The 20318-nt window shown below is 59.0% G+C and carries 8 protein-coding genes, 2 tRNA genes and 3 rRNA genes; 1 reads left to right on the top strand and 12 read right to left on the bottom strand.

The genetic code is table 11. The features are described 5' to 3' along the window. The first annotated feature begins 49 nt into the window (after positions 1 to 49). Positions 50 to 997 carry a LysR family transcriptional regulator gene (locus tag V6607_RS03630; RefSeq protein ID WP_087694895.1) on the top strand — a complete coding sequence of 316 codons (948 nt, stop codon included), beginning with the start codon at positions 50 to 52 and terminating at the stop codon, positions 995 to 997. A gap of 135 nt (positions 998 to 1132) precedes the next feature. Here the strand turns inward: V6607_RS03630 and V6607_RS03625 are convergent, their stop codons facing one another. The 12 genes from V6607_RS03625 to V6607_RS03570 form a co-directional block, all read right to left on the bottom strand. Beyond that, the gene (locus V6607_RS03625) at positions 1133 to 1624 is read right to left on the bottom strand and encodes an OmpA family protein (RefSeq protein ID WP_003214188.1); all 492 of its coding nucleotides are present in this window, start codon (positions 1622 to 1624) and stop codon (positions 1133 to 1135) included. 4 nt (positions 1625 to 1628) lie between these two features. Beyond that, the gene (locus V6607_RS03620; RefSeq protein ID WP_003214191.1) at positions 1629 to 2897 is read right to left on the bottom strand and encodes a diguanylate cyclase; all 1269 of its coding nucleotides are present in this window, start codon (positions 2895 to 2897) and stop codon (positions 1629 to 1631) included. Then, positions 2894 to 3463, bottom strand: a complete 570-nt coding sequence (locus V6607_RS03615; protein WP_032898591.1) for a YfiR family protein — start codon at positions 3461 to 3463, stop codon at positions 2894 to 2896. The genes V6607_RS03620 and V6607_RS03615 overlap by 4 nt, the downstream gene beginning before the upstream one ends. 161 nt (positions 3464 to 3624) lie before the next feature. Further along, complete coding sequence (gene recD, locus V6607_RS03610) at positions 3625 to 5676, bottom strand: exodeoxyribonuclease V subunit alpha (protein ID WP_134325681.1); 2052 nt, start codon at positions 5674 to 5676, stop codon at positions 3625 to 3627. After that, positions 5673 to 9350, bottom strand: a complete 3678-nt coding sequence (gene recB, locus V6607_RS03605; RefSeq protein ID WP_134325680.1) for an exodeoxyribonuclease V subunit beta — start codon at positions 9348 to 9350, stop codon at positions 5673 to 5675. Before recB ends, recD begins: the two co-directional genes overlap by 4 nt. After that, complete coding sequence (gene recC / locus V6607_RS03600; RefSeq protein WP_134325679.1) at positions 9347 to 12796, bottom strand: exodeoxyribonuclease V subunit gamma; 3450 nt, start codon at positions 12794 to 12796, stop codon at positions 9347 to 9349. The genes recB and recC overlap by 4 nt, the downstream gene beginning before the upstream one ends. A 159-nt stretch (positions 12797 to 12955) precedes the next feature. Continuing rightward, a 5S ribosomal RNA gene (gene rrf, locus V6607_RS03595) occupies positions 12956 to 13071 on the bottom strand. Positions 13072 to 13221: 150 nt separating this feature from the next. After that, positions 13222 to 16115, bottom strand: a 23S ribosomal RNA gene (locus tag V6607_RS03590). A gap of 224 nt (positions 16116 to 16339) precedes the next feature. Then, positions 16340 to 16415 (bottom strand) — tRNA-Ala (locus V6607_RS03585). A 10-nt stretch (positions 16416 to 16425) separates the two neighbouring features. Beyond that, positions 16426 to 16502, bottom strand: a tRNA-Ile gene (locus V6607_RS03580). Positions 16503 to 16626: 124 nt separating this feature from the next. Beyond that, positions 16627 to 18163: ribosomal RNA gene (locus tag V6607_RS03575) — 16S ribosomal RNA — on the bottom strand. The 16S, 23S and 5S rRNA genes sit together here with 2 tRNA genes alongside, the layout of an rRNA operon. Before the next feature lie 627 nt (positions 18164 to 18790). Next, positions 18791 to 20284, bottom strand: a complete 1494-nt coding sequence (locus V6607_RS03570) for a CoA-acylating methylmalonate-semialdehyde dehydrogenase (protein WP_134325678.1) — start codon at positions 20282 to 20284, stop codon at positions 18791 to 18793. Positions 20285 to 20318: the final 34 nt, after the last annotated feature.

The raw sequence follows: 20318 nt of genomic DNA, 5'->3' as shown, positions 1-20318 counted from the left end.
TATAGATGTGCAAACTTCTAATAAGAACGCACATAAAAGCCGGTCCAATATGCAAAAAAACATCACGTCACTGGGCTCCCTGAACTGGGATGACCTGAAGTTTTTCCTCGAAGTCGCGCGTACCCGCAAGGCCAGCGTCGCTGCCAAGCGCCTGGCGGTGGACTACACCACGGTGTCGCGGCGCATCAGTTCCCTTGAAGGATCGTTGGGCACTCTCCTGTTTGAAAAGTCCCGGACCAACGGCTTCGTATTGACCACCGAAGGCCAGCGCCTGCTGGGCTACGCCGAGTCCATCGAAAGCACGTTGCACATGGCCTGCGAACAGGTTTCCGGGTCCGGCGTGGCGCTGTCCGGCCACGTGCGCATGGGCTGCACCGAAGGGTTCGGCAGCTTCTTCGTCACCCCGCAACTGAGCCACTTCGTCGACACCTACCCGGCGATCTCGGTGGACATCCTGCCCCTGCCCCACTTCATCAGCCTGTCCAAGCGCGAGGCGGATATCGTCATCGCCCTGGAACGGCCGGAGCATGGGCCGTACGTGTGCTGCAAGCTGTGCGACTACAAGCTGCAGCTGTACGCGACGCAGGAATACCTGGACCAGCACCCGCCCATCCGCCGGGCGGCGGACCTGGCCGAGCATCCGTTTATCAGCTACGTGGATGATTTAGCGTTCAGTTCGGAGCTGCTGTACCTGGCCAATGTGGTGCCCGGCGCCAGCGCCAGTTTGCGCAGCACCAGCGTGATTGCGCAGTACGTGGCGGCGCAGCAAGGGCGCTCGCTGGCGATCCTGCCGTGCTTTTTGGCGGCACAGGACCCGCGGTTGCTGCCGGTGCTTTCGAAGGAGATAAACATTACGCGGCAGTTCTGGATGTACTGCCGCGAGGACTTGAGGAAGTTGAAACGGATCACCCTGCTGTGGGATTACATCCGTGAGGTGACGGAGCAGAATCAGCCGTTGTTGATGGGGGAAACGCGGGAGATGGTGTTTGCCGATTAAATAAAATGTGGGAGCCGGGCTTGCCCGCGATAGCAGTGTGTCAGTCACCCAATACATCAACTGATCCACCGCCATCGCGGGCAAGCCCGGCTCCCACGTTGATTGCATTCCAACTCGAACTGCCCGAAAGCCAGACTAGTCCGCAATCACCACAATCGACACCCGGCGATTCTCGGTTCGCCCCGCCGCTGTCGCGTTGGACGCCACCGGCTCGCTGCTGCCCAGTCCGCGCAGTTGTACGTTTTCTTCTTTCATCCCAACGCCTGCCAACACGTGCGCGACGCTTTTGGCTCGGCGCAGGGACAGTTGCTGGTTGTAGGTTTCCTTGCCCGAGGCGTCGGTGTGGCCGTCGACCCGCACGCGCTCAATGCCCACGCCCAGCAGCGCCTTGCCGATGCGCTGGACGATCTCGGTGCTGGGGGCATTCAGACTTTCGACGTCGCTGCCAAACAGCACCTTGCCCGAGAGGCCGAAGGCCCAGCCTTCGTCAGTCAGTTCAAAACCCTGCTGTTTGAGCACGGCGATTTGCGCCGGTGTCAGGCCTTTGGGCGGCGGGGTCTGGCAGCCGCTCAGGGCGAGCAGAGCCACGAGCAAGGTGATGAATAAAAAGCGTGCGGTCGAGAACAAGGGATCAACTCCTGTGTTGAACGTCGGCGGCGGGGGACTCCGATTCCGCCGTTTGCTGGCCACCCTGGGAAAGCCGTTTGGCCTGGTACATCGCCGCATCGGCGGCGTTGAGCAGGTTACCGGGGGTGGCGCCATGATCGGGGTAGACGGCGATGCCGATACTGAGTGAGGTCAATACGTGGGCGTCGCCGGGCAGCGCAATGGGCGCGTCCATGCTGGCGATGATTTTTTCGGCAATGCGCTGGGCGTCCTCAAGTCGGTGCAGAGGCGACAGCAAGATGGCGAATTCATCGCCGCCCAGGCGTGCCACCAGGTCGTCTTCACGCAGTTGCGCACGAATGCGCGTAGCCACTGCCACCAATACCGCATCGCCGGCGGCGTGGCCGAAGTTGTCGTTGATGTCTTTAAAGCGGTCGCTGTCGAGGAACAAGACCGCTACTTTCTCGTTGAGCTTGGCGGCGCTGCGCAGGGCGCGGATCAGCCGACCTTCGAAGAACGCACGGTTGGGCAGCCCGGTCAGGCTGTCGTGGCTGGCCTGGTGGGCGAGGGTTTCGTTTTCGCTTTGCAGGTGGGTCTGCCAGGCCTCCAGTTCGTCGAGCAGGGCATTGAAGTCATTGCCCAGGCTGTCGAGTTCGGCGATTTTCGCCGGCGGTACGCGTCGGTCAAAGGCCCGCTCGCTTCGGGCGGCGTGGGCTACCGAGGCCAGGCTGTGCAACGGTCCGGTGATGCCGCGTAACAAACGCCGCGCCAGGTACAGTGCAACCCAGGCGCTGAGGGCGGTGCACACCAGAATCCCGGCCAGGCCGCTGAGCAGGAAGCGCAACAGGCTGCCGCCGTGGCCGGTCAGGTGCACGCTGCCGATGACCTGGCCCTGGTGCAGGATCGGCTGGGTGATGGGTTGTTCGAGCAGGGCATGCGCCAACTGCAGCTCAATCATCGACAGCATCCCGGTTTCAGGGCGCTCCCAATGGGCCAGTTGCTTGCCGTCGACGTTGAAGACTTCCGCCTCGGCCACTTCTTCCTCCGAGGCGATCACGCCCAACGCCTCGGTGGCCGCCGCGCTGTCGTTGAACACCACGGCCGCTTCCACGGTGTAGTTGATGGAGCGGGCGATCAGGTGCAGGTTGTGGTCGGCATACACCCGCAGCGCGAGCACGCCGAGCAGGGTCAGGGAAATACTGGCCATGCTGACGGCCATCAGCGCCAAGCTCAGGTGCCCGCGCCCGATCACTGAACGCAAGGTTGGACGCACTGGCGCCTTATCGACACTCATGACCCCGGCGCTCGACGTCGGGACAGCTGCAGCACACTCGGATGAATGCGCACACCGCTACGGGCAACGGAATCCAGGTTGACCTCGAACGACACCTGCTCGTCGGCTACCCGCAGGCAGAACAGGCTGCCCACGGTGCATTGGTCGCCGCCTTCGCTGATGCTGAGCACCGGATGGCCGATCAATGCCGCGAACAGGCGGCTGCGCTCGTCGCTGGTCAATTGGCCGATGTACACGGCATCGCAGGCATTGGCGATGTCTGGATGGTCGGCCAGCAAACGCTGCACCACTACCGGACGGCCGGTAGCCTGGGTGGTGCCTTTGACCAGGTCATCGGTGTATTGGGTTGGCCCGACGATGCACAAACGCAATTGCGCGGGCTCTACCGGCCAGCGGGCGTAACTGAGAATTCCCAGGACCACTTGGGTGACGGCCTTGGCCCGCTGATCGGCCATGCCGGCAGGCGGCTGGGCAAAAACGAGGGGCGTGAACACGCACAGAAGCGCCAACAGCAGCATTCGTCTCCAGCTCAAACTTCGCTCTGTGGGCGAGACAGCCACGTTCATGCAGCGATTCTCTTTGATCTTCTCGGGATGATGCCGCAACGATAGCACAACGGCGGAAAACCCCCGAGGCGACACCTAGGAGGATTCCGACATTTTATTAAGAAAAATCACACATTTGGATCAGAAAATTTAGATGACTCATTGGTCAGCTTCTTTGACGATCAAGTGCCCAGTTCCAGCATCAGCCCACTCAAGCGTTTCACCTTACGGCTCACCGCCTCTTCGAATACGCCCCCCCGGGGTTCGATCAGGCTGAACCAGTCCTTGGCGCGGGTGATGCCGGTGTAGATCAGCTCTTTGGTAAGCACCGGGTTCAAGGCGTCCGGCAAAATCAGTGCGGTGTGGGTGAATTCAGAGCCCTGAGATTTATGCACCGTCATCGCGTAGACGGTTTCGACGTCGTTGAGCCGGCTGGGCAACACAAACCGTACGCCGCCCTGGCCATCGTTGCGCGGGAACGCGACGCGCAGAACCTGCGGCCCACCGTCGCTTTCGGGCAGCTTGAGGGCGATACCGATATCGCCGTTCATCAGGCCCAGGCCGTAATCGTTGCGAGTCATCAACACCGGACGCCCTTCGTACCATTGCTGGTCGCTGTCGATCAGCCGGGCCTTGAGCAGCGCGGCGGTGATGCGCAGGTTCAAGCCCTCCACGCCCCATGGGCCCTTGCGTACGGCGCAGAGCAGCTGGAAAGCGTCGAAGGCTTTCAGCAGCTTTTGCGCCCAGAGCGTCCAGGCCTCGTCATCCCGTGGCGTGTCCAGGGACGGACGCGCGGTCTGCAGCAGTTTCAGGTAATGGCGATAACCGTGGGCACCGTCGCCATGGCCGTCCAGCACCAGGCGCTCCAGGGCATGGTCGTGCTCGCCCTTGAGGCCGACGCAAAACAGGTCGGCATGGCTGCGGGCAGCCAGCAGTTTGCGGGCCTGCTCAGGGTTTTGCTGGTTGACCCAGCGGGCCAGCTGGCCAATGCCGCTGCCTTCGCCGAAACGCCGCGAGTAACGCAGCATCACCACTTGTTGCGCCAAGGGGTGGCTACCGTCGAGGTCTTCCTGCAGGCCGCTGGCGCCGAGGTCTTCGCCGCTGACCTGTTGCAGCCACTGGCGGGTTTGCGGGCTGTAGAAACCGGCTTCGGCGTCGCGGCACAAATCCCCCAGCACCGCCCCGGCTTCAACCGAGGCCAACTGGTCCTTGTCACCCAGCAGTACCAGGCGAGCATGGGGTGGCAAGGCGTCCAGCAGGTTGGCCATCATTTCCAGGTCGATCATCGAGGCTTCGTCCACTACCAGCACATCCAGGGGCAACGGATTGCCGATGTGATGCCGGAAGTGTCGGGTGCCGGGACGGCTGCCGAGCAAACGGTGAACGGTGGTGACCTGGGTCGGAATTTTTTCCTTCACCGCATCAGGCACTTTCAGAGACAGCACTTGCTGGCTGATGGACTCGGTCAAGCGCGCGGCCGCCTTGCCGGTGGGCGCCGCCAGACGGATGCGCAACGCGCTGCCCGCTTCCACGGCGGGGGCCTGCAACAGTGCAAGCAAACGCACCACCGTGGTGGTCTTGCCGGTACCCGGCCCGCCGGTGACGATGCTGAATGCACCGCGGGTGGCCAAGGCGCAGGCGAGTTTTTGCCAGTCGACAACACCGTCTGGCGGGGCCTGGTCGAACAGGCGATTCAGGCGTTCGGGCAGATCGGCGGCAACGCTTTCCCGGGTGGCGAGTCGCAGGCGCAAAGCGCTGTCGATGCGCCGTTCGTAGGTCCAGTAGCGGCGCAAGTACAGGCGCTTGCCCGACAGCACCAGTGGCCGGCTTTGCGCCTCCTCGCTGCCGTCGACGGCCAGTGCCACCAGACGGCTGGCGGCCAGGGCATGGCACCAATGGGCGCCGTCCAGGCCGTCGAGCAACTGCGATGGCAGCAGCATGACGCCGGTTTGCACATCGCCTTCGGGTGGCAGCGACAGAGCGAAATCCGGGGCCTTGAGGGTTTCGAACAGGTCCAGGCATACATGGCCATGGCCCAGTTGGTGGCTGGTCAGGGCCGCGGCCAGCAGGACTAAAGGATCAGCCTGCGGATCGAGTTCGTGGAGGAAGCCGACAAAGGCCTTGTCCAGCGCGCGCAACCAGCCGCGCTGCACCCAGAGATCGAGCAGTTGCACCAGGTCGGCGGCGCGGCTGAGGGGCGTCAGCTCCTCAAGCGGTAACGGCGACAGGCTCATAGCAGCTCTCCTTGTTCCCAGGCGGGCTCGGCCTTGGGTGGCAGCGGTTTGCCCTGGAACAGCAGGTCCAGGCTTTCGATCAATTCCCGGGGTGGTCGGGTGAAATACGCGCCCTGGCTCGCGGAATGGGTGCCCCGCAGGAACAGGTACAACGCGCCGCCGACGTGACGGTCGTAGTCGTAATCCGGCAGCCGCGCCTTCAGCTGGCGATGCAGGGCCAGCAGGTAAAGTACGTATTGCAGGTCGTAACGATGGTCGAGGATCGACAGTTCCATGGCCTGCTGCGTGTAGGCCGAATCATCGGGACCAAGCCAATTGGATTTGTAGTCGGCCACGTAGTAGCGGCCTTCGTGCTCAAAGGTCAGGTCGATAAAACCCTTGAACATGCCATTGAGCAGCACCGGTTCGGCGGCCACGCGGGATACGCCATTGTGAGTGTGCTGGCACACCAGTTTGTCGAGTGCGAGGACGTCGACCTTGTGGCTGGCAAACCAGAACTCCATTTCGATCTGGTACTGCCGCAACTCGCTAAGGGCCACCTGCCCGTTGCCCAGCGGCAACCGGGCTTGCAACAGATGCCCGAGCCAACCGCCGAGTGTGCCGATCCAGCCTTCCCAGCCGCGTCGGTTGCAGCGGCGGGCGACCGCATCTTCGATGGCCTCCGGGGTAACATTGAAGCCTTCGCCGCCCGCCCATTCCAGCAGGCCATGGAGAAAGGTGCCGGGATTCGGCCCGCGTGGGAAACGGTGAATATCGCCACCGGAAGCCGGCACTTCGCGTGGGGCATCCGGGTCGAGGCGTTCGTCATCGAACAGCTTCTGCGCTTGTGGGCTTTCCGGCGCTTCGAGGCTCGCCGCACTCATGCTCTCGCCGATACGCAGCGCACTGTAGGAAGCGATCCACCAGTTTTCTGCCGCCTTGCGCTTGGGCAGCAGCGGCGCGAGCAAGGTGGCTTCGTTACGCGGCGGGTGGAATACGACCGCATCGGCCTCGGGCATTTCTGCGTAATGCAGTGCCGGGCAACCTTCCTGCAGGTCAAGCAACCAGCGGGCCAGGCCGCCGGACTCGCCAAGTGCGGCGCCGCCGCCGAGCAAGTAGCCCAGGGCCGACAGGTGCAGCACCGAGCTGTTGTTATTGCCACGCTTGAGGTCGGCGATGCCCAGCCAGCAGGCGTGTTTGGCGCGGGTCAGCGCCACGTAAAACAGACGCAAGTCTTCGGCCAGGCGCTCATCGTCGGCTTGGGCGATCAACTCGGCGGTGGGCCTGAGGCTGACCTGGGATTTGCCGTTTGCGTCGTGGTAATGCAACGGCAGGCGGCTGCCATCAACCGGTTTTGCCGAGCAAATGAACGGCAGGAAAACCAGGTCGTATTCCAGCCCCTTGGATTTGTGGATCGTTACCACTTTGACCAGCTGTTCATCACTTTCCAGGCGCAGGATCTGCTCTTCACCGGCCTGGCCGGAAAGCGCGAGATGTTCGGCCAGATGGCGAATCAGCGCTTGTTCACCGTCCAGCTCTGCGGCCGCCTGTTGCAGCAATTCCGAGAGGTGCAACAGGTTGGTCAATACCCGCTCGCCATCGCCGCGGGTGATCAGGGTTTGCGGCAATTTGAAGTCGTGCAACAGGCGCCGCAGCATCGGCAGCACGCCTTGGGTGCGCCAGATCGTACGGTAATCGCGGAACTGCATTACGCGTTGTTCCCACGCCAGTTCGTCCTGGTTCAGACGCTCCAGTTCGGGCAGCGACAGGTTCAAGGTGACGCAAGCCAGGGCGGCGCGCAGTGGGCGCTCGACGTCCGGCTCGGCACAGGCCTTGAGCCAGGCCAGCAGGTCGTGGGCTTCCTGGGCGGCGAACACGGAATCCTTATCGGAGAGGTAAACGCTGCGCACGCCACGGGTAGCCAGTTCACCGCGCACGGCCTGGGCTTCCTTGCCGTCGCGCACGAGGATGGCGATGTCTGACGGCAGCACGCCTTTGAAGCTAGCGTCTTTGCCGAGGAATCCGGCAGTTCCCTGCTGGCCGCCATTGAGTAACGCGACGATTTGACTGGCACAGGACGCGGCCAACTGTTGGCGGTAGAGCACGCCGGAGATCGGCTGGTCGGTGGGTAGATGCCAGAGATTCAGCGCAGGCAACGTCTGACCGTTGACCTGCAGTTGTTCCTTACGGCCTTGGGACAATACCGACTGGAACGGCACCGGATTCGTACCGTCTGGTTCACGGAACAGGAACGCTCCACGGCCTTTTTCTGCGCGCTGGAATACGTGGTTTACCGCCTCGACCATGGCGTGGCTCGAACGGAAGTTGGTGCCCAGGGTGTGATGGCGGCCGGTGGTGGACTGGCGCGCGCGCAGGTAGGTGTAGATGTCGGCGCCACGGAAGGCGTAGATCGCCTGCTTTGGGTCGCCGATCAGGAACAGGCCGCTGTCGAGGTGGTTTTCTTCGATGCGGTAGATACTGTCGAAGATGCTGTATTGCACCGGGTCGGTGTCCTGGAATTCGTCGATCAGGGCGACCGGGAATTGCTCGCGGATCACGCTGGCCAAACGCTCGCCGCCGTCGGCTTGCAGGGCGGCGTTGAGGCGGATCAGCATGTCGTCGAAGCCCATTTCGGCGCGCCGGCGCTTTTCTTCTTCGAAGCGTTTTCCCACCCAGCCGGCGGCGTGTTGCAGCACAGCAGCATCGGGCGTTGGCAGGGCGTCGAGGCTGGCCTTGAGACTGGCCATGGCGTCGATACCCGGATGGCGGGGTGGTTCGCCTTTCCAGGCTTCGGCCATGCCGTCGGGGGTCAGGCGGGTGAAACCGGTGCCGATGTCCAGTTGTTCGAGAGACTCGTCAGCTGCCCAGGCGCTGATTTTTTCGAACCAGGGTTCAAAGTAACGGGCTTGCATCTTGCGACCATCGACGGCTTTGGCGGCGACGGCCTGCAGGCAAATGTTGCGCAATTCTTCTGCCCATTGTTGCCAGGGTGCCTTGAGCGCGACGAGGGCTTGGCGGCGCTCTTGCAGGCATTCGTTGATCAGCTCGGCGGGGTCACGCGTTTCATCCGTGGGCCGCTCGCTGCCGAACAGCGCGCGTACCCGTGGCATCAGGGCCGCCGGGCCGCCCCAATTGTTGCGCACCCAGTTCAGCGCATCGTCGTGCATCGGGTAGCAGAACAGCCGCCAGTAGTCGCGCAGCACTTCGCCGAGCAGGTCGCTGTGGTCGGTCTCCAGGGTCTGGGTGAACAGGCTCCCGCTGTCGAAGGCGTGCTCGCGCAGCATGCGCTGGCACCAGCTGTGAATGGTCGAGACGGCGGCTTCATCCATCCACTGGGCGGCGATGTCCAGGCGATTGGCGCAGCCGGGCCATTGTGCGGGGCTGTATTGGTCGCGCAGTTCGGCGATCAACGCGTCGGGTTCTTCGATTTCTTCGCGGAAAAAACGCGCGGCTTCTGCCAGGCGGATTCGGATGCGTTCACGCAGCTCTTTGGTGGCGGCATCAGTAAAGGTCACGACGAGAATTTGCGGCGGCAGCAACTCGCGGCCGAAGCCCGATTCGTCCCCTCCGTGGCCGAGTACCAGACGCAGGTAGAGCGCTGAGATGGTAAATGTCTTGCCTGTGCCGGCACTGGCTTCGATCAGTTGGCTACCCTTGAGCGGGAAGGCCAGGGCCAGGGGTTTTGTACCGCTCATGCGCTGGCCTCCGCGCTGGTGAGTGATCGCCAGGGAGCGTTGATCAACGGTCGATAGAGGGTTTCGCACCAGCCTTCGAACTCTTCGCTGGCCATCAAGGCGGCGTAGTCGGGGTACTGTCGGATGAGCGCAGGGCTTTCACGGCGCTCGCCGTCGCTGGTTTGGCCGTCGCCTTCGTAGGCTTTGCTGGCGGCGGCTTGCGCTTTGGCCGGGTCGGTTTGACCGAGCCAGGCGAATGCGGTTTTAACGGCGACCGGCAGTGGTTCGCTCATGCCGGTTTTCCAGGCGAGCAGCAGGTTGCCGAGGAGCTCCCGGGATGTGGCTTGCTCAAGTGGGGCCAATAGCAGTGTGTCGTCGCTGGCGACCAGGCCGGTACTTAACGGAAGACCGCAGGCGCAGGCCACCAGGTGGTTGACCCATGGGCGAATCAGGCGATGCCACTTACGGGTCTTGATCGAGCCGATGCTGTTGGGGATGGCGGTGACGCTTAGAAAGTCGCCATCGCTGCGTTGATGCAGGCCACTGATCCAACCTTCCAGCTGGATGCCTTGATGCTCAAAACTGATCGGTTCGGCGCTGGTGTGCGCAGTGGGCCAAAGTGCCAGGAGTTGCTGGTAACGCTGCAACAGGTCGGGCAGAGGCTCGATCAGTTCTTTGCGCAGGCATTCGCCGAAACCAACCATCGGCAACAAGCCACTGCCTTGCAGACGCAGGGCCTGGGCGTTGAGGGCTTCGTCGAGGTTGTCGGGGCGGGTGAGTGCCGCCGTGAGCAAACTGTCGCTCAGGCTATAGCGCTGCAGTGCATCGAGGACGAAGGGTTCTTCATCTTCCAGCGGGACTTCGGCGGCTTCGAAAAATACTTTCAGGCGCTGGCTGAAGAAGTGTTTGACCGGGTTGCGCAGGAAGTCTTGCAGTTGGCCGAGGCTCAGCGGTTCTTCCTGGGTGTAGGGTGCGAGGCTGCCGGTATCGGGCACGCTGTCCGGGGTTGCGTGGAGCAACTGCCATTCGCGGGCGTAGCTGAACAGCTTGTCACCTTCATGGAAGTAGCGGGCGCTGAAGGGCTGGAGCGGGTGTTCCTGGGTGGTGGCTTCCAGGAGTGGTTCGCCACTGGTGGTGTGCCAGCCGCTGCCGATGTGGTCGCGCAACTGCCCGATCAGGACCGATGCCGGGCGGTCACTGTTGTCGCGGATACTGCGGCCGACCCAACTGATGTAGAGCTGGTCGCGGGCGGAGAGCAGGGCTTCGAGCAACAGGTAGCGGTCGTCTTCGCGACGTGACCGATCGCCTGGGCGGTAGTCGCTGCCCATCAGGTCAAAGTCCAGCGGCGGTTGTGCGCGTGGGTAGTCGCCATCGTTCATGCCAAGTAGGCAAACCAGCTTGAATGGGATCGCGCGCATGGGCATCAAGGTACAAAAATTGACAGCTCCCGCGAGGAAGCGCTGGGACAGCCGGCCTTGGTCGAGGCCTGCCAGCCAGGCCTCGCGGACTACGGTCAGGGGTAATTCGTCATGCAGTCCGACGGACTCGCAGGTCTCCAGCCAGGTTTCTCTCAGTTGCTCGAGTTGACCCAACAGGTAGTCGTCGTGCTCGTTGCTCGGGAGGAAGAACAACTGCATCAGGTTTTGCAGGCGCTCGCCCCACTCTGTCGGCGCGGCAGGTTGCGAAAGTGCCTGGTGGGCATCGTGCAGCGCATCGAGCAGTGCGACCAGCGGTCCTATCAAGGCCGCATCGAGGCCGCCGATTTCATCGTACGGCTCGATGCCATCGCAGGCAGAGCCCGTACCAACGGCGTAGCCCAGGAGCATGCGACGTAGGCCGAACCGCCAGCTGTTTTGCTCCAGCTCCTGGGGCAAGCCGAGGCCGGCGCGTTGTTCGGCGTTGAGGCCCCAACGGATACCGGCGCCTTCGATCCAGCGGTGCAGGGTCGGCAGGTCGCGTTCCTTGATGGCGAAGCGTTCCCGCAGTGCCGGGACGTCGAGCAGGTCGAGGATTTCGCTGACCGGAAAGCGGCTGTCCGGGAGCTTGAGCAGGTGCTCGACGGCGATCAGTAACGGATCGCGGCCGCGCTGGCCCTGGTCCGTAAGCGTGAACGGAATGAAGCGTAGGTCGCTTCTTTCAAGCTGGCCGAATACGGCGCGAATATGCGGCGCGTAGCTGTCGACGTCGGGGACCATGACGATGATGTCCCGTGGGCGCAGCGTGGGGTCGGCGCTGAAGCGCTGCAGTAACTGGTCGTGAAGAACTTCAACTTCGCGTTGGGCACTGTGGGCGATGTGGAAGCGAATGGAAGTGTCGCGCGCCAGGTCGACGCTTGGCCAGAGTTCACGGGTTTCGTTGAGGGGGCGCAGTTCGAGGATGTCGTCCTGGAGTTGGTTGAGCAAGGTGGTGGGCTCGCTCTCGCTGAACAGGTCGATACGACCGTCACGGAATGCCGAGCGGTAACTGTTGGGGTCGTCGTAGCTGTCCAACAGGTTGATGTAGTCGCGACCTTGCTTACCCCAGGCAGCGAGCAGCGGGTGGGCGTGCTGATGCAGGGTTTGCGGGTCGATGGTGACCGGCATTCCGGCCTTGCGTGCCTGGCGCTTGTATTCGTTTCGGAGCAGGTCTTTGTCGGCGACGATGTCGGACCAGTGATGGCGACAAGGGTTGTGCACACACAGCAGCACCTGGCTGAAACGGGCGAGGCCGGCAAGGGCTTCCAGCGCTTGGGCTGGCAAGGAGGAAATGCCGAAGACGATCACGCGGGAGGGCAGGCCTATCGGTGCCTGCTCCAGGCTATTGATGCGCTCGATAAAGCGTTGGTGAACTCCGGCGCGACTTTGAGCCATGCCCTCCTCTCCTACGTCCAACAGCAGGGCGCGCCATAGTTCGGCTTGCCAGCAGTTGGCCGGGCTCAAAGGTTTGGATTCGCCACGGCCATTGCGCAGTTGATGGCGACCGGCAGCCCAATCTTCCAGCCAGTCGGCACGGTAGACCTGGTATTGGTCGAACAGGTCGGCGAGGCGTTCCGCGAGTTGGTAGCGTTTGCGCAGATCCGTATCGTGGGTCAGGAAGCGTTGCAGGGGTTCGAAATGGGGCTGATCGATCAGCTCCGGCAACAGGCGCATGAGACGCCAGGTCAGTGGGGCTTTATCCAGCAGGGACTTGGGCGGGATTTCGTCTTTGCCCAGGACCATGCGATAGAGCTGCCACATGAAGCTACCGGGAAGCTGCACATCAATAGCGGCAGCGATGCCGCAACCGCCCATGTCGTCGTCTTCAGGGTCTTCAGCCAGCGCCAGTTTCAGCCACTGGGCAATGCCGTTGCTTTGTACCAGGGCGATTTCGTTTTCCAGGGGAGCCAGCGGGTAACGGCGCATCCAGCTGACAACCAGGCTGCGCAGCTCATCCAGGCGGTTGCCGTGAACCACCATGAATCCAGCACTGAGGGACGTCGCATCCGGCATAACGGCTTCCTTGGGAAAAGCAAAATCGAGGGATGGACTTTAGCATTGAAGACAATCGTAGGCTGCAAGTGAGGAACACTTGGAGACGCTCGCCATACTTTCCGACCGCGCAAAACAAAACCCCTGACTGCGTAAGCAATCAGGGGTTCTGGAATTTAATCTTGACGATGACCTACTCTCACATGGGGAAACCCCACACTACCATCGGCGATGCATCGTTTCACTGCTGAGTTCGGGATGGGATCAGGTGGTTCCAATGCTCTATGGTCGTCAAGAAATTCGGGTACTGAGTCGTGGCCAGCTGGCCTCGCTTCAGCAAATTGGGTATGTGATAGCTAGGTGTTTGTAAGATCTCGAACTTTCGGTTCGTTTCGTCTTCACACACCGCAATCTGGTCTCTTCGACGCAAATTGCTTGGGTGTTATATGGTCAAGCCTCACGGGCAATTAGTATTGGTTAGCTCAACGCCTCACAGCGCTTACACACCCAACCTATCAACGTCGTAGTCTTCGACGGCCCTTCAGGGAACTCAAGGTTCCAGTGAGATCTCATCTTGAGGCTAGTTTCCCGCTTAGATGCTTTCAGCGGTTATCTATTCCGAACATAGCTACCCGGCAATGCCACTGGCGTGACAACCGGAACACCAGAGGTTCGTCCACTCCGGTCCTCTCGTACTAGGAGCAGCCCCTCTCAAATCTCAAACGTCCACGGCAGATAGGGACCGAACTGTCTCACGACGTTCTAAACCCAGCTCGCGTACCACTTTAAATGGCGAACAGCCATACCCTTGGGACCGGCTTCAGCCCCAGGATGTGATGAGCCGACATCGAGGTGCCAAACACCGCCGTCGATATGAACTCTTGGGCGGTATCAGCCTGTTATCCCCGGAGTACCTTTTATCCGTTGAGCGATGGCCCTTCCATACAGAACCACCGGATCACTAAGACCTACTTTCGTACCTGCTCGACGTGTCTGTCTCGCAGTCAAGCGCGCTTTTGCCTTTATACTCTACGACCGATTTCCGACCGGTCTGAGCGCACCTTCGTACTCCTCCGTTACTCTTTAGGAGGAGACCGCCCCAGTCAAACTACCCACCATACACTGTCCTCGATCCGGATAACGGACCTGAGTTAGAACCTCAAAGTTGCCAGGGTGGTATTTCAAGGTTGGCTCCACGCGAACTGGCGTCCACGCTTCAAAGCCTCCCACCTATCCTACACAAGCAAATTCAAAGTCCAGTGCAAAGCTATAGTAAAGGTTCACGGGGTCTTTCCGTCTAGCCGCGGATACACTGCATCTTCACAGCGATTTCAATTTCACTGAGTCTCGGGTGGAGACAGCGCCGCCATCGTTACGCCATTCGTGCAGGTCGGAACTTACCCGACAAGGAATTTCGCTACCTTAGGACCGTTATAGTTACGGCCGCCGTTTACCGGGGCTTCGATCAAGAGCTTCGCGTTAGCTAACCCCATCAATTAACCTTCCGGCACCGGGCAGGCGTCACACCCTATACGTCCACTTTCGTGTTTGCAGAGTGCTGTGTTTTTAATAAACAGTCGCAGCGGCCTGGTATCTTCGACCGGCATGAGCTTACGGAGCAAGTCCTTCACCCTCACCGGCGCACCTTCTCCCGAAGTTACGGTGCCATTTTGCCTAGTTCCTTCACCCGAGTTCTCTCAAGCGCCTTGGTATTCTCTACCCAACCACCTGTGTCGGTTTGGGGTACGGTTCCTGGTTACCTGAAGCTTAGAAGCTTTTCTTGGAAGCATGGCATCAACCACTTCGTCATCTAAAAGATAACTCGTCATCAGCTCTCGGCCTTAGAATCCCGGATTTACCTAAGATTCCAGCCTACCACCTTAAACTTGGACAACCAACGCCAAGCTGGCCTAGCCTTCTCCGTCCCTCCATCGCAATAACCAGAAGTACAGGAATATTAACCTGTTTTCCATCGACTACGCTTTTCAGCCTCGCCTTAGGGACCGACTAACCCTGCGTCGATTAACGTTGCGCAGGAAACCTTGGTCTTTCGGCGTGGGTGTTTTTCACACCCATTATCGTTACTCATGTCAGCATTCGCACTTCTGATACCTCCAGCAAGCTTCTCAACTCACCTTCACAGGCTTACAGAACGCTCCTCTACCGCATCACCCGAAGGTGATACCCGTAGCTTCGGTGTATGGTTTGAGCCCCGTTACATCTTCCGCGCAGGCCGACTCGACTAGTGAGCTATTACGCTTTCTTTAAAGGGTGGCTGCTTCTAAGCCAACCTCCTAGCTGTCTAAGCCTTCCCACATCGTTTCCCACTTAACCATAACTTTGGGACCTTAGCTGACGGTCTGGGTTGTTTCCCTTTTCACGACGGACGTTAGCACCCGCCGTGTGTCTCCCATGCTCGGCACTTGTAGGTATTCGGAGTTTGCATCGGTTTGGTAAGTCGGGATGACCCCCTAGCCGAAACAGTGCTCTACCCCCTACAGTGATACATGAGGCGCTACCTAAATAGCTTTCGAGGAGAACCAGCTATCTCCGAGCTTGATTAGCCTTTCACTCCGATCCACAGGTCATCCGCTAACTTTTCAACGGTAGTCGGTTCGGTCCTCCAGTTAGTGTTACCCAACCTTCAACCTGCCCATGGATAGATCGCCCGGTTTCGGGTCTATTCCCAGCGACTAGACGCCCTATTAAGACTCGCTTTCGCTACGCCTCCCCTATTCGGTTAAGCTCGCCACTGAAAATAAGTCGCTGACCCATTATACAAAAGGTACGCAGTCACAGAACAAAGTCTGCTCCCACTGCTTGTACGCATACGGTTTCAGGATCTATTTCACTCCCCTCTCCGGGGTTCTTTTCGCCTTTCCCTCACGGTACTAGTTCACTATCGGTCAGTCAGTAGTATTTAGCCTTGGAGGATGGTCCCCCCATATTCAGACAAAGTTTCTCGTGCTCCGTCCTACTCGATTTCATGACTAAGAGATTTTCGCGTACAGGGCTATCACCCACTATGGCCGCACTTTCCAGAGCGTTCCGCTAATCTCAAAGCCACTTAAGGGCTAGTCCCCGTTCGCTCGCCACTACTAAGGGAATCTCGGTTGATTTCTTTTCCTCAGGGTACTTAGATGTTTCAGTTCCCCTGGTTCGCTCCATACACCTATGTATTCAGTGTAAGGTAACCATCTTATGATGGCTGGGTTCCCCCATTCAGACATCTCCGGATCAAAGTCTGTTTGCCGACTCCCCGAAGCTTTTCGCAGGCTACCACGTCTTTCATCGCCTCTGACTGCCAAGGCATCCACCGTATGCGCTTCTTCACTTGACCATATAACCCCAAGCAATCTGGTTATACTGTGAAGACGACATTCGCCGAAAATTCGCAATTACTTACAAATTTTACCTTAGCCTGATCCGTTACCAGTGAAAGTAACGTTCAGTCTATCTTTCTATCACATACCCAAATTTTTAAAGAACGATCTAATCAAAGACTAGAAATCAATATTCATTGGCGAATATTCATTTCTAAACTCTAACAGTAGAAACAGTTAATGGTGGAGCCAAACGGGATCGAACCGTTGACCTCCTGCGTGCAAGGCAGGCGCTCTCCCAGCTGAGCTATGGCCCCATAACAAAATTGGTGGGTCTGGGCAGATTCGAACTGCCGACCTCACCCTTATCAGGGGTGCGCTCTAACCAACTGAGCTACAGACCCAATTTCGAGCGCGTAACTGATTAGCTAAGAGCTATCAGCTTGGAGCTTAAAGCTGCTTCTATCGTCTTCTTCAATGAATCAAGCAATTCGTGTGGGAACTTATGGAGCAGCTGATGTCGTCGATTAAGGAGGTGATCCAGCCGCAGGTTCCCCTACGGCTACCTTGTTACGACTTCACCCCAGTCATGAATCACACCGTGGTAACCGTCCCCCCGAAGGTTAGACTAGCTACTTCTGGTGCAACCCACTCCCATGGTGTGACGGGCGGTGTGTACAAGGCCCGGGAACGTATTCACCGCGACATTCTGATTCGCGATTACTAGCGATTCCGACTTCACGCAGTCGAGTTGCAGACTGCGATCCGGACTACGATCGGTTTTCTGGGATTAGCTCCACCTCGCGGCTTGGCAACCCTCTGTACCGACCATTGTAGCACGTGTGTAGCCCAGGCCGTAAGGGCCATGATGACTTGACGTCATCCCCACCTTCCTCCGGTTTGTCACCGGCAGTCTCCTTAGAGTGCCCACCATAACGTGCTGGTAACTAAGGACAAGGGTTGCGCTCGTTACGGGACTTAACCCAACATCTCACGACACGAGCTGACGACAGCCATGCAGCACCTGTCTCAATGTTCCCGAAGGCACCAATCTATCTCTAGAAAGTTCATTGGATGTCAAGGCCTGGTAAGGTTCTTCGCGTTGCTTCGAATTAAACCACATGCTCCACCGCTTGTGCGGGCCCCCGTCAATTCATTTGAGTTTTAACCTTGCGGCCGTACTCCCCAGGCGGTCAACTTAATGCGTTAGCTGCGCCACTAAGAGCTCAAGGCTCCCAACGGCTAGTTGACATCGTTTACGGCGTGGACTACCAGGGTATCTAATCCTGTTTGCTCCCCACGCTTTCGCACCTCAGTGTCAGTATCAGTCCAGGTGGTCGCCTTCGCCACTGGTGTTCCTTCCTATATCTACGCATTTCACCGCTACACAGGAAATTCCACCACCCTCTACCATACTCTAGCTCGTCAGTTTTGAATGCAGTTCCCAGGTTGAGCCCGGGGATTTCACATCCAACTTAACGAACCACCTACGCGCGCTTTACGCCCAGTAATTCCGATTAACGCTTGCACCCTCTGTATTACCGCGGCTGCTGGCACAGAGTTAGCCGGTGCTTATTCTGTCGGTAACGTCAAAACAGCAAAGTATTAATTTACTGCCCTTCCTCCCAACTTAAAGTGCTTTACAATCCGAAGACCTTCTTCACACACGCGGCATGGCTGGATCAGGCTTTCGCCCATTGTCCAATATTCCCCACTGCTGCCTCCCGTAGGAGTCTGGACCGTGTCTCAGTTCCAGTGTGACTGATCATCCTCTCAGACCAGTTACGGATCGTCGCCTTGGTGAGCCATTACCCCACCAACTAGCTAATCCGACCTAGGCTCATCTGATAGCGCAAGGCCCGAAGGTCCCCTGCTTTCTCCCGTAGGACGTATGCGGTATTAGCGTCCGTTTCCGGACGTTATCCCCCACTACCAGGCAGATTCCTAGGCATTACTCACCCGTCCGCCGCTCTCAAGAGAAGCAAGCTTCTCTCTACCGCTCGACTTGCATGTGTTAGGCCTGCCGCCAGCGTTCAATCTGAGCCATGATCAAACTCTTCAGTTCAAACATCTTTGGGTTTTTAAGAAACCCTAAACTTGGCTCAGCAATCGTTGGTTACATCTTTGATTTCTCGCGGAGTAACTTGTGATGCTGATAATCTTGTTGACTATCAGTCTGACTCCACAAGCACCCACACGAATTGCTTGATTCAGTTGTTAAAGAGCGGTTGGTTAAGATCTTTCGTCTCAACCGAGGCGCGCATTCTACAGCAGCCTCATTTGCTGTCAAGTGATTATTTTCAGAAGTTTTCAAAGTTTCCTTTGTAACTTCAACCACTTGCGCTTCCGATCTCTCGTTAGCGGGAGGCGAATTCTACAGCGTTACACGCTGCTGTCAACACCTCTTTTTCTCCGCTTTCGACCGAGAAGATCGAACCGTTAATAGGGCCAAACAACACTGCCTTACTAACTCCTTCTGGGCTTCGATGATCTGAAGCATCTCGCTGTCGAAACCTACATAACTCTTTGTTTACCAAGGAGTTTTCCGTTTCGACTGCGCCGGAAGTGGGGCGAATTATAGACTTCCAGAATCTGCCGTCAACACCTTTTTTTCACAATACTGTCATATCGGTCAAAAAAGCCCTGAAAAGCAAAGGCCGGCCCCAAGGGGCCGGCCTTCTACTTACCGAACCTACAAGCTAGGAAAGGCAAACTGCGACGCCTCATGACTGGCCCGTTGCGGCCAGCGCTGGGTAATCGCCTTGCGACGCGTATAGAACCGCACCCCATCCGGCCCATAGGCATGCAAGTCGCCAAACAGCGAGCGCTTCCAGCCACCAAAGCTGTGATAAGCCACCGGCACCGGCAATGGCACGTTGACGCCAACCATACCCACTTCAATCTCGTCACAGAACAACCGCGCCGCCTCACCGTCACGGGTGAAGATACAGGTGCCGTTGCCGTACTCGTGATCGTTGATCAACTGCATGGCCGCTTCCAGGCTGTTCACCCGAACCACACACAGCACCGGCCCGAAGATCTCTTCTTTATAGATGCGCATCTGCGGGGTCACGCGGTCGAACAAACTGCCCCCCAGGAAGAAGCCATCTTCATTACCGGCAATACTCAGGCCACGACCATCGACGACCAACTCAGCACCCGAAGCAACGCCGTCCTCTATATAGCCACTGACTTTATCGCGCGCCTGGCCAGTGACCAGCGGCCCCATGTCCAATCCACACGTGGTGCCCGCACCAATCTTCAGCGCCTTGATCTGCGGCACCAGCTTGGCGACCAATGCGTCAGCCACCTGGTCGCCGACACACACGGCAACAGAGATCGCCATGCAACGCTCACCGCACGAACCATACGCCGCGCCCATCAAGGCACTGACAGCGTTATCGAGATCCGCATCCGGCATCAGCACCGCATGGTTCTTCGCCCCGCCCAACGCCTGTACACGCTTGCCGCGCTTGGTGGCTTCGGAATAGATGTACTCGGCGATCGGCGTCGAGCCGACAAAGCTCAACGCCTTGACTTCCGGCGCTTCGATCAACGCATCCACCGCGCCTTTATCGCCATGCACCACACTCAGCACGCCTTTAGGCAAGCCAGCTTCCTGCAACAACTGTGCAATCAGCAGCGTCGAGCTTGGATCACGCTCCGACGGCTTGAGGATGAAGCAGTTACCGCAGACGATCGCCAGCGGATACATCCACAACGGCACCATCGCCGGGAAGTTGAACGGCGTAATACCGGCCACCACACCCAACGGCTGGAAGTCAGACCAGGCATCGATATTCGGGCCAACGTTACGGCTGTACTCGCCCTTGAGGATTTCCGGCGCCGAGCACGCGTACTCCACGTTCTCGATCCCGCGCTTGAGCTCACCGGCCGCATCTTCCAGGGTCTTGCCATGCTCTTCGCTGATCAGCTGGGAGATACGCGCTTCGTTCTGCTCAAGCAATTGCTTGAAACGAAACATCACCTGGGCACGCTTGGCCGGTGGCGTGTTACGCCAGGCCGGGAAAGCTGCCTTGGCCGAATCGATGGCGCTTTGAATGGTTTCACGGCTGGCCAACGGCACCTGGTGAATCACCTGGCCAGTCGACGGGTTGTACACGTCGGCAGTGCGACCGTTTTCGGTGACCAATTGGCCGTTGATCAAATGCTGGATGAGGCTCATGCAGGGCTCCTGAAAAGTTGTTCTATATAGAAGG

It is taken from the genome of Pseudomonas sp. KK18, from assembly GCF_037094675.1.
GTDB lineage: Bacteria > Pseudomonadota > Gammaproteobacteria > Pseudomonadales > Pseudomonadaceae > Aquipseudomonas.
Note: the sequence above shows the minus strand (reverse complement) of the source record. Positions and strands in the feature narration are given on the sequence as shown.

Excerpts from the sequence above, each read along its gene's own strand:
- V6607_RS03630 (WP_087694895.1), top strand. The coding sequence starts at position 50 with ATGCAAAAAAACATCACGTCACTGGGCTCCCTGAACTGGGATGACCTG.
- V6607_RS03620 (WP_003214191.1), bottom strand. The coding sequence starts at position 2,897 with ATGAGTGTCGATAAGGCGCCAGTGCGTCCAACCTTGCGTTCAGTGATC.
- V6607_RS03615 (WP_032898591.1), bottom strand. The coding sequence starts at position 3,463 with ATGAACGTGGCTGTCTCGCCCACAGAGCGAAGTTTGAGCTGGAGACGA.
- recD (WP_134325681.1), bottom strand. The coding sequence starts at position 5,676 with ATGAGCCTGTCGCCGTTACCGCTTGAGGAGCTGACGCCCCTCAGCCGC.
- recB (WP_134325680.1), bottom strand. The coding sequence starts at position 9,350 with ATGAGCGGTACAAAACCCCTGGCCCTGGCCTTCCCGCTCAAGGGTAGC.
- recC (WP_134325679.1), bottom strand. The coding sequence starts at position 12,796 with ATGCCGGATGCGACGTCCCTCAGTGCTGGATTCATGGTGGTTCACGGC.
- V6607_RS03570 (WP_134325678.1), bottom strand. The coding sequence starts at position 20,284 with ATGAGCCTCATCCAGCATTTGATCAACGGCCAATTGGTCACCGAAAAC.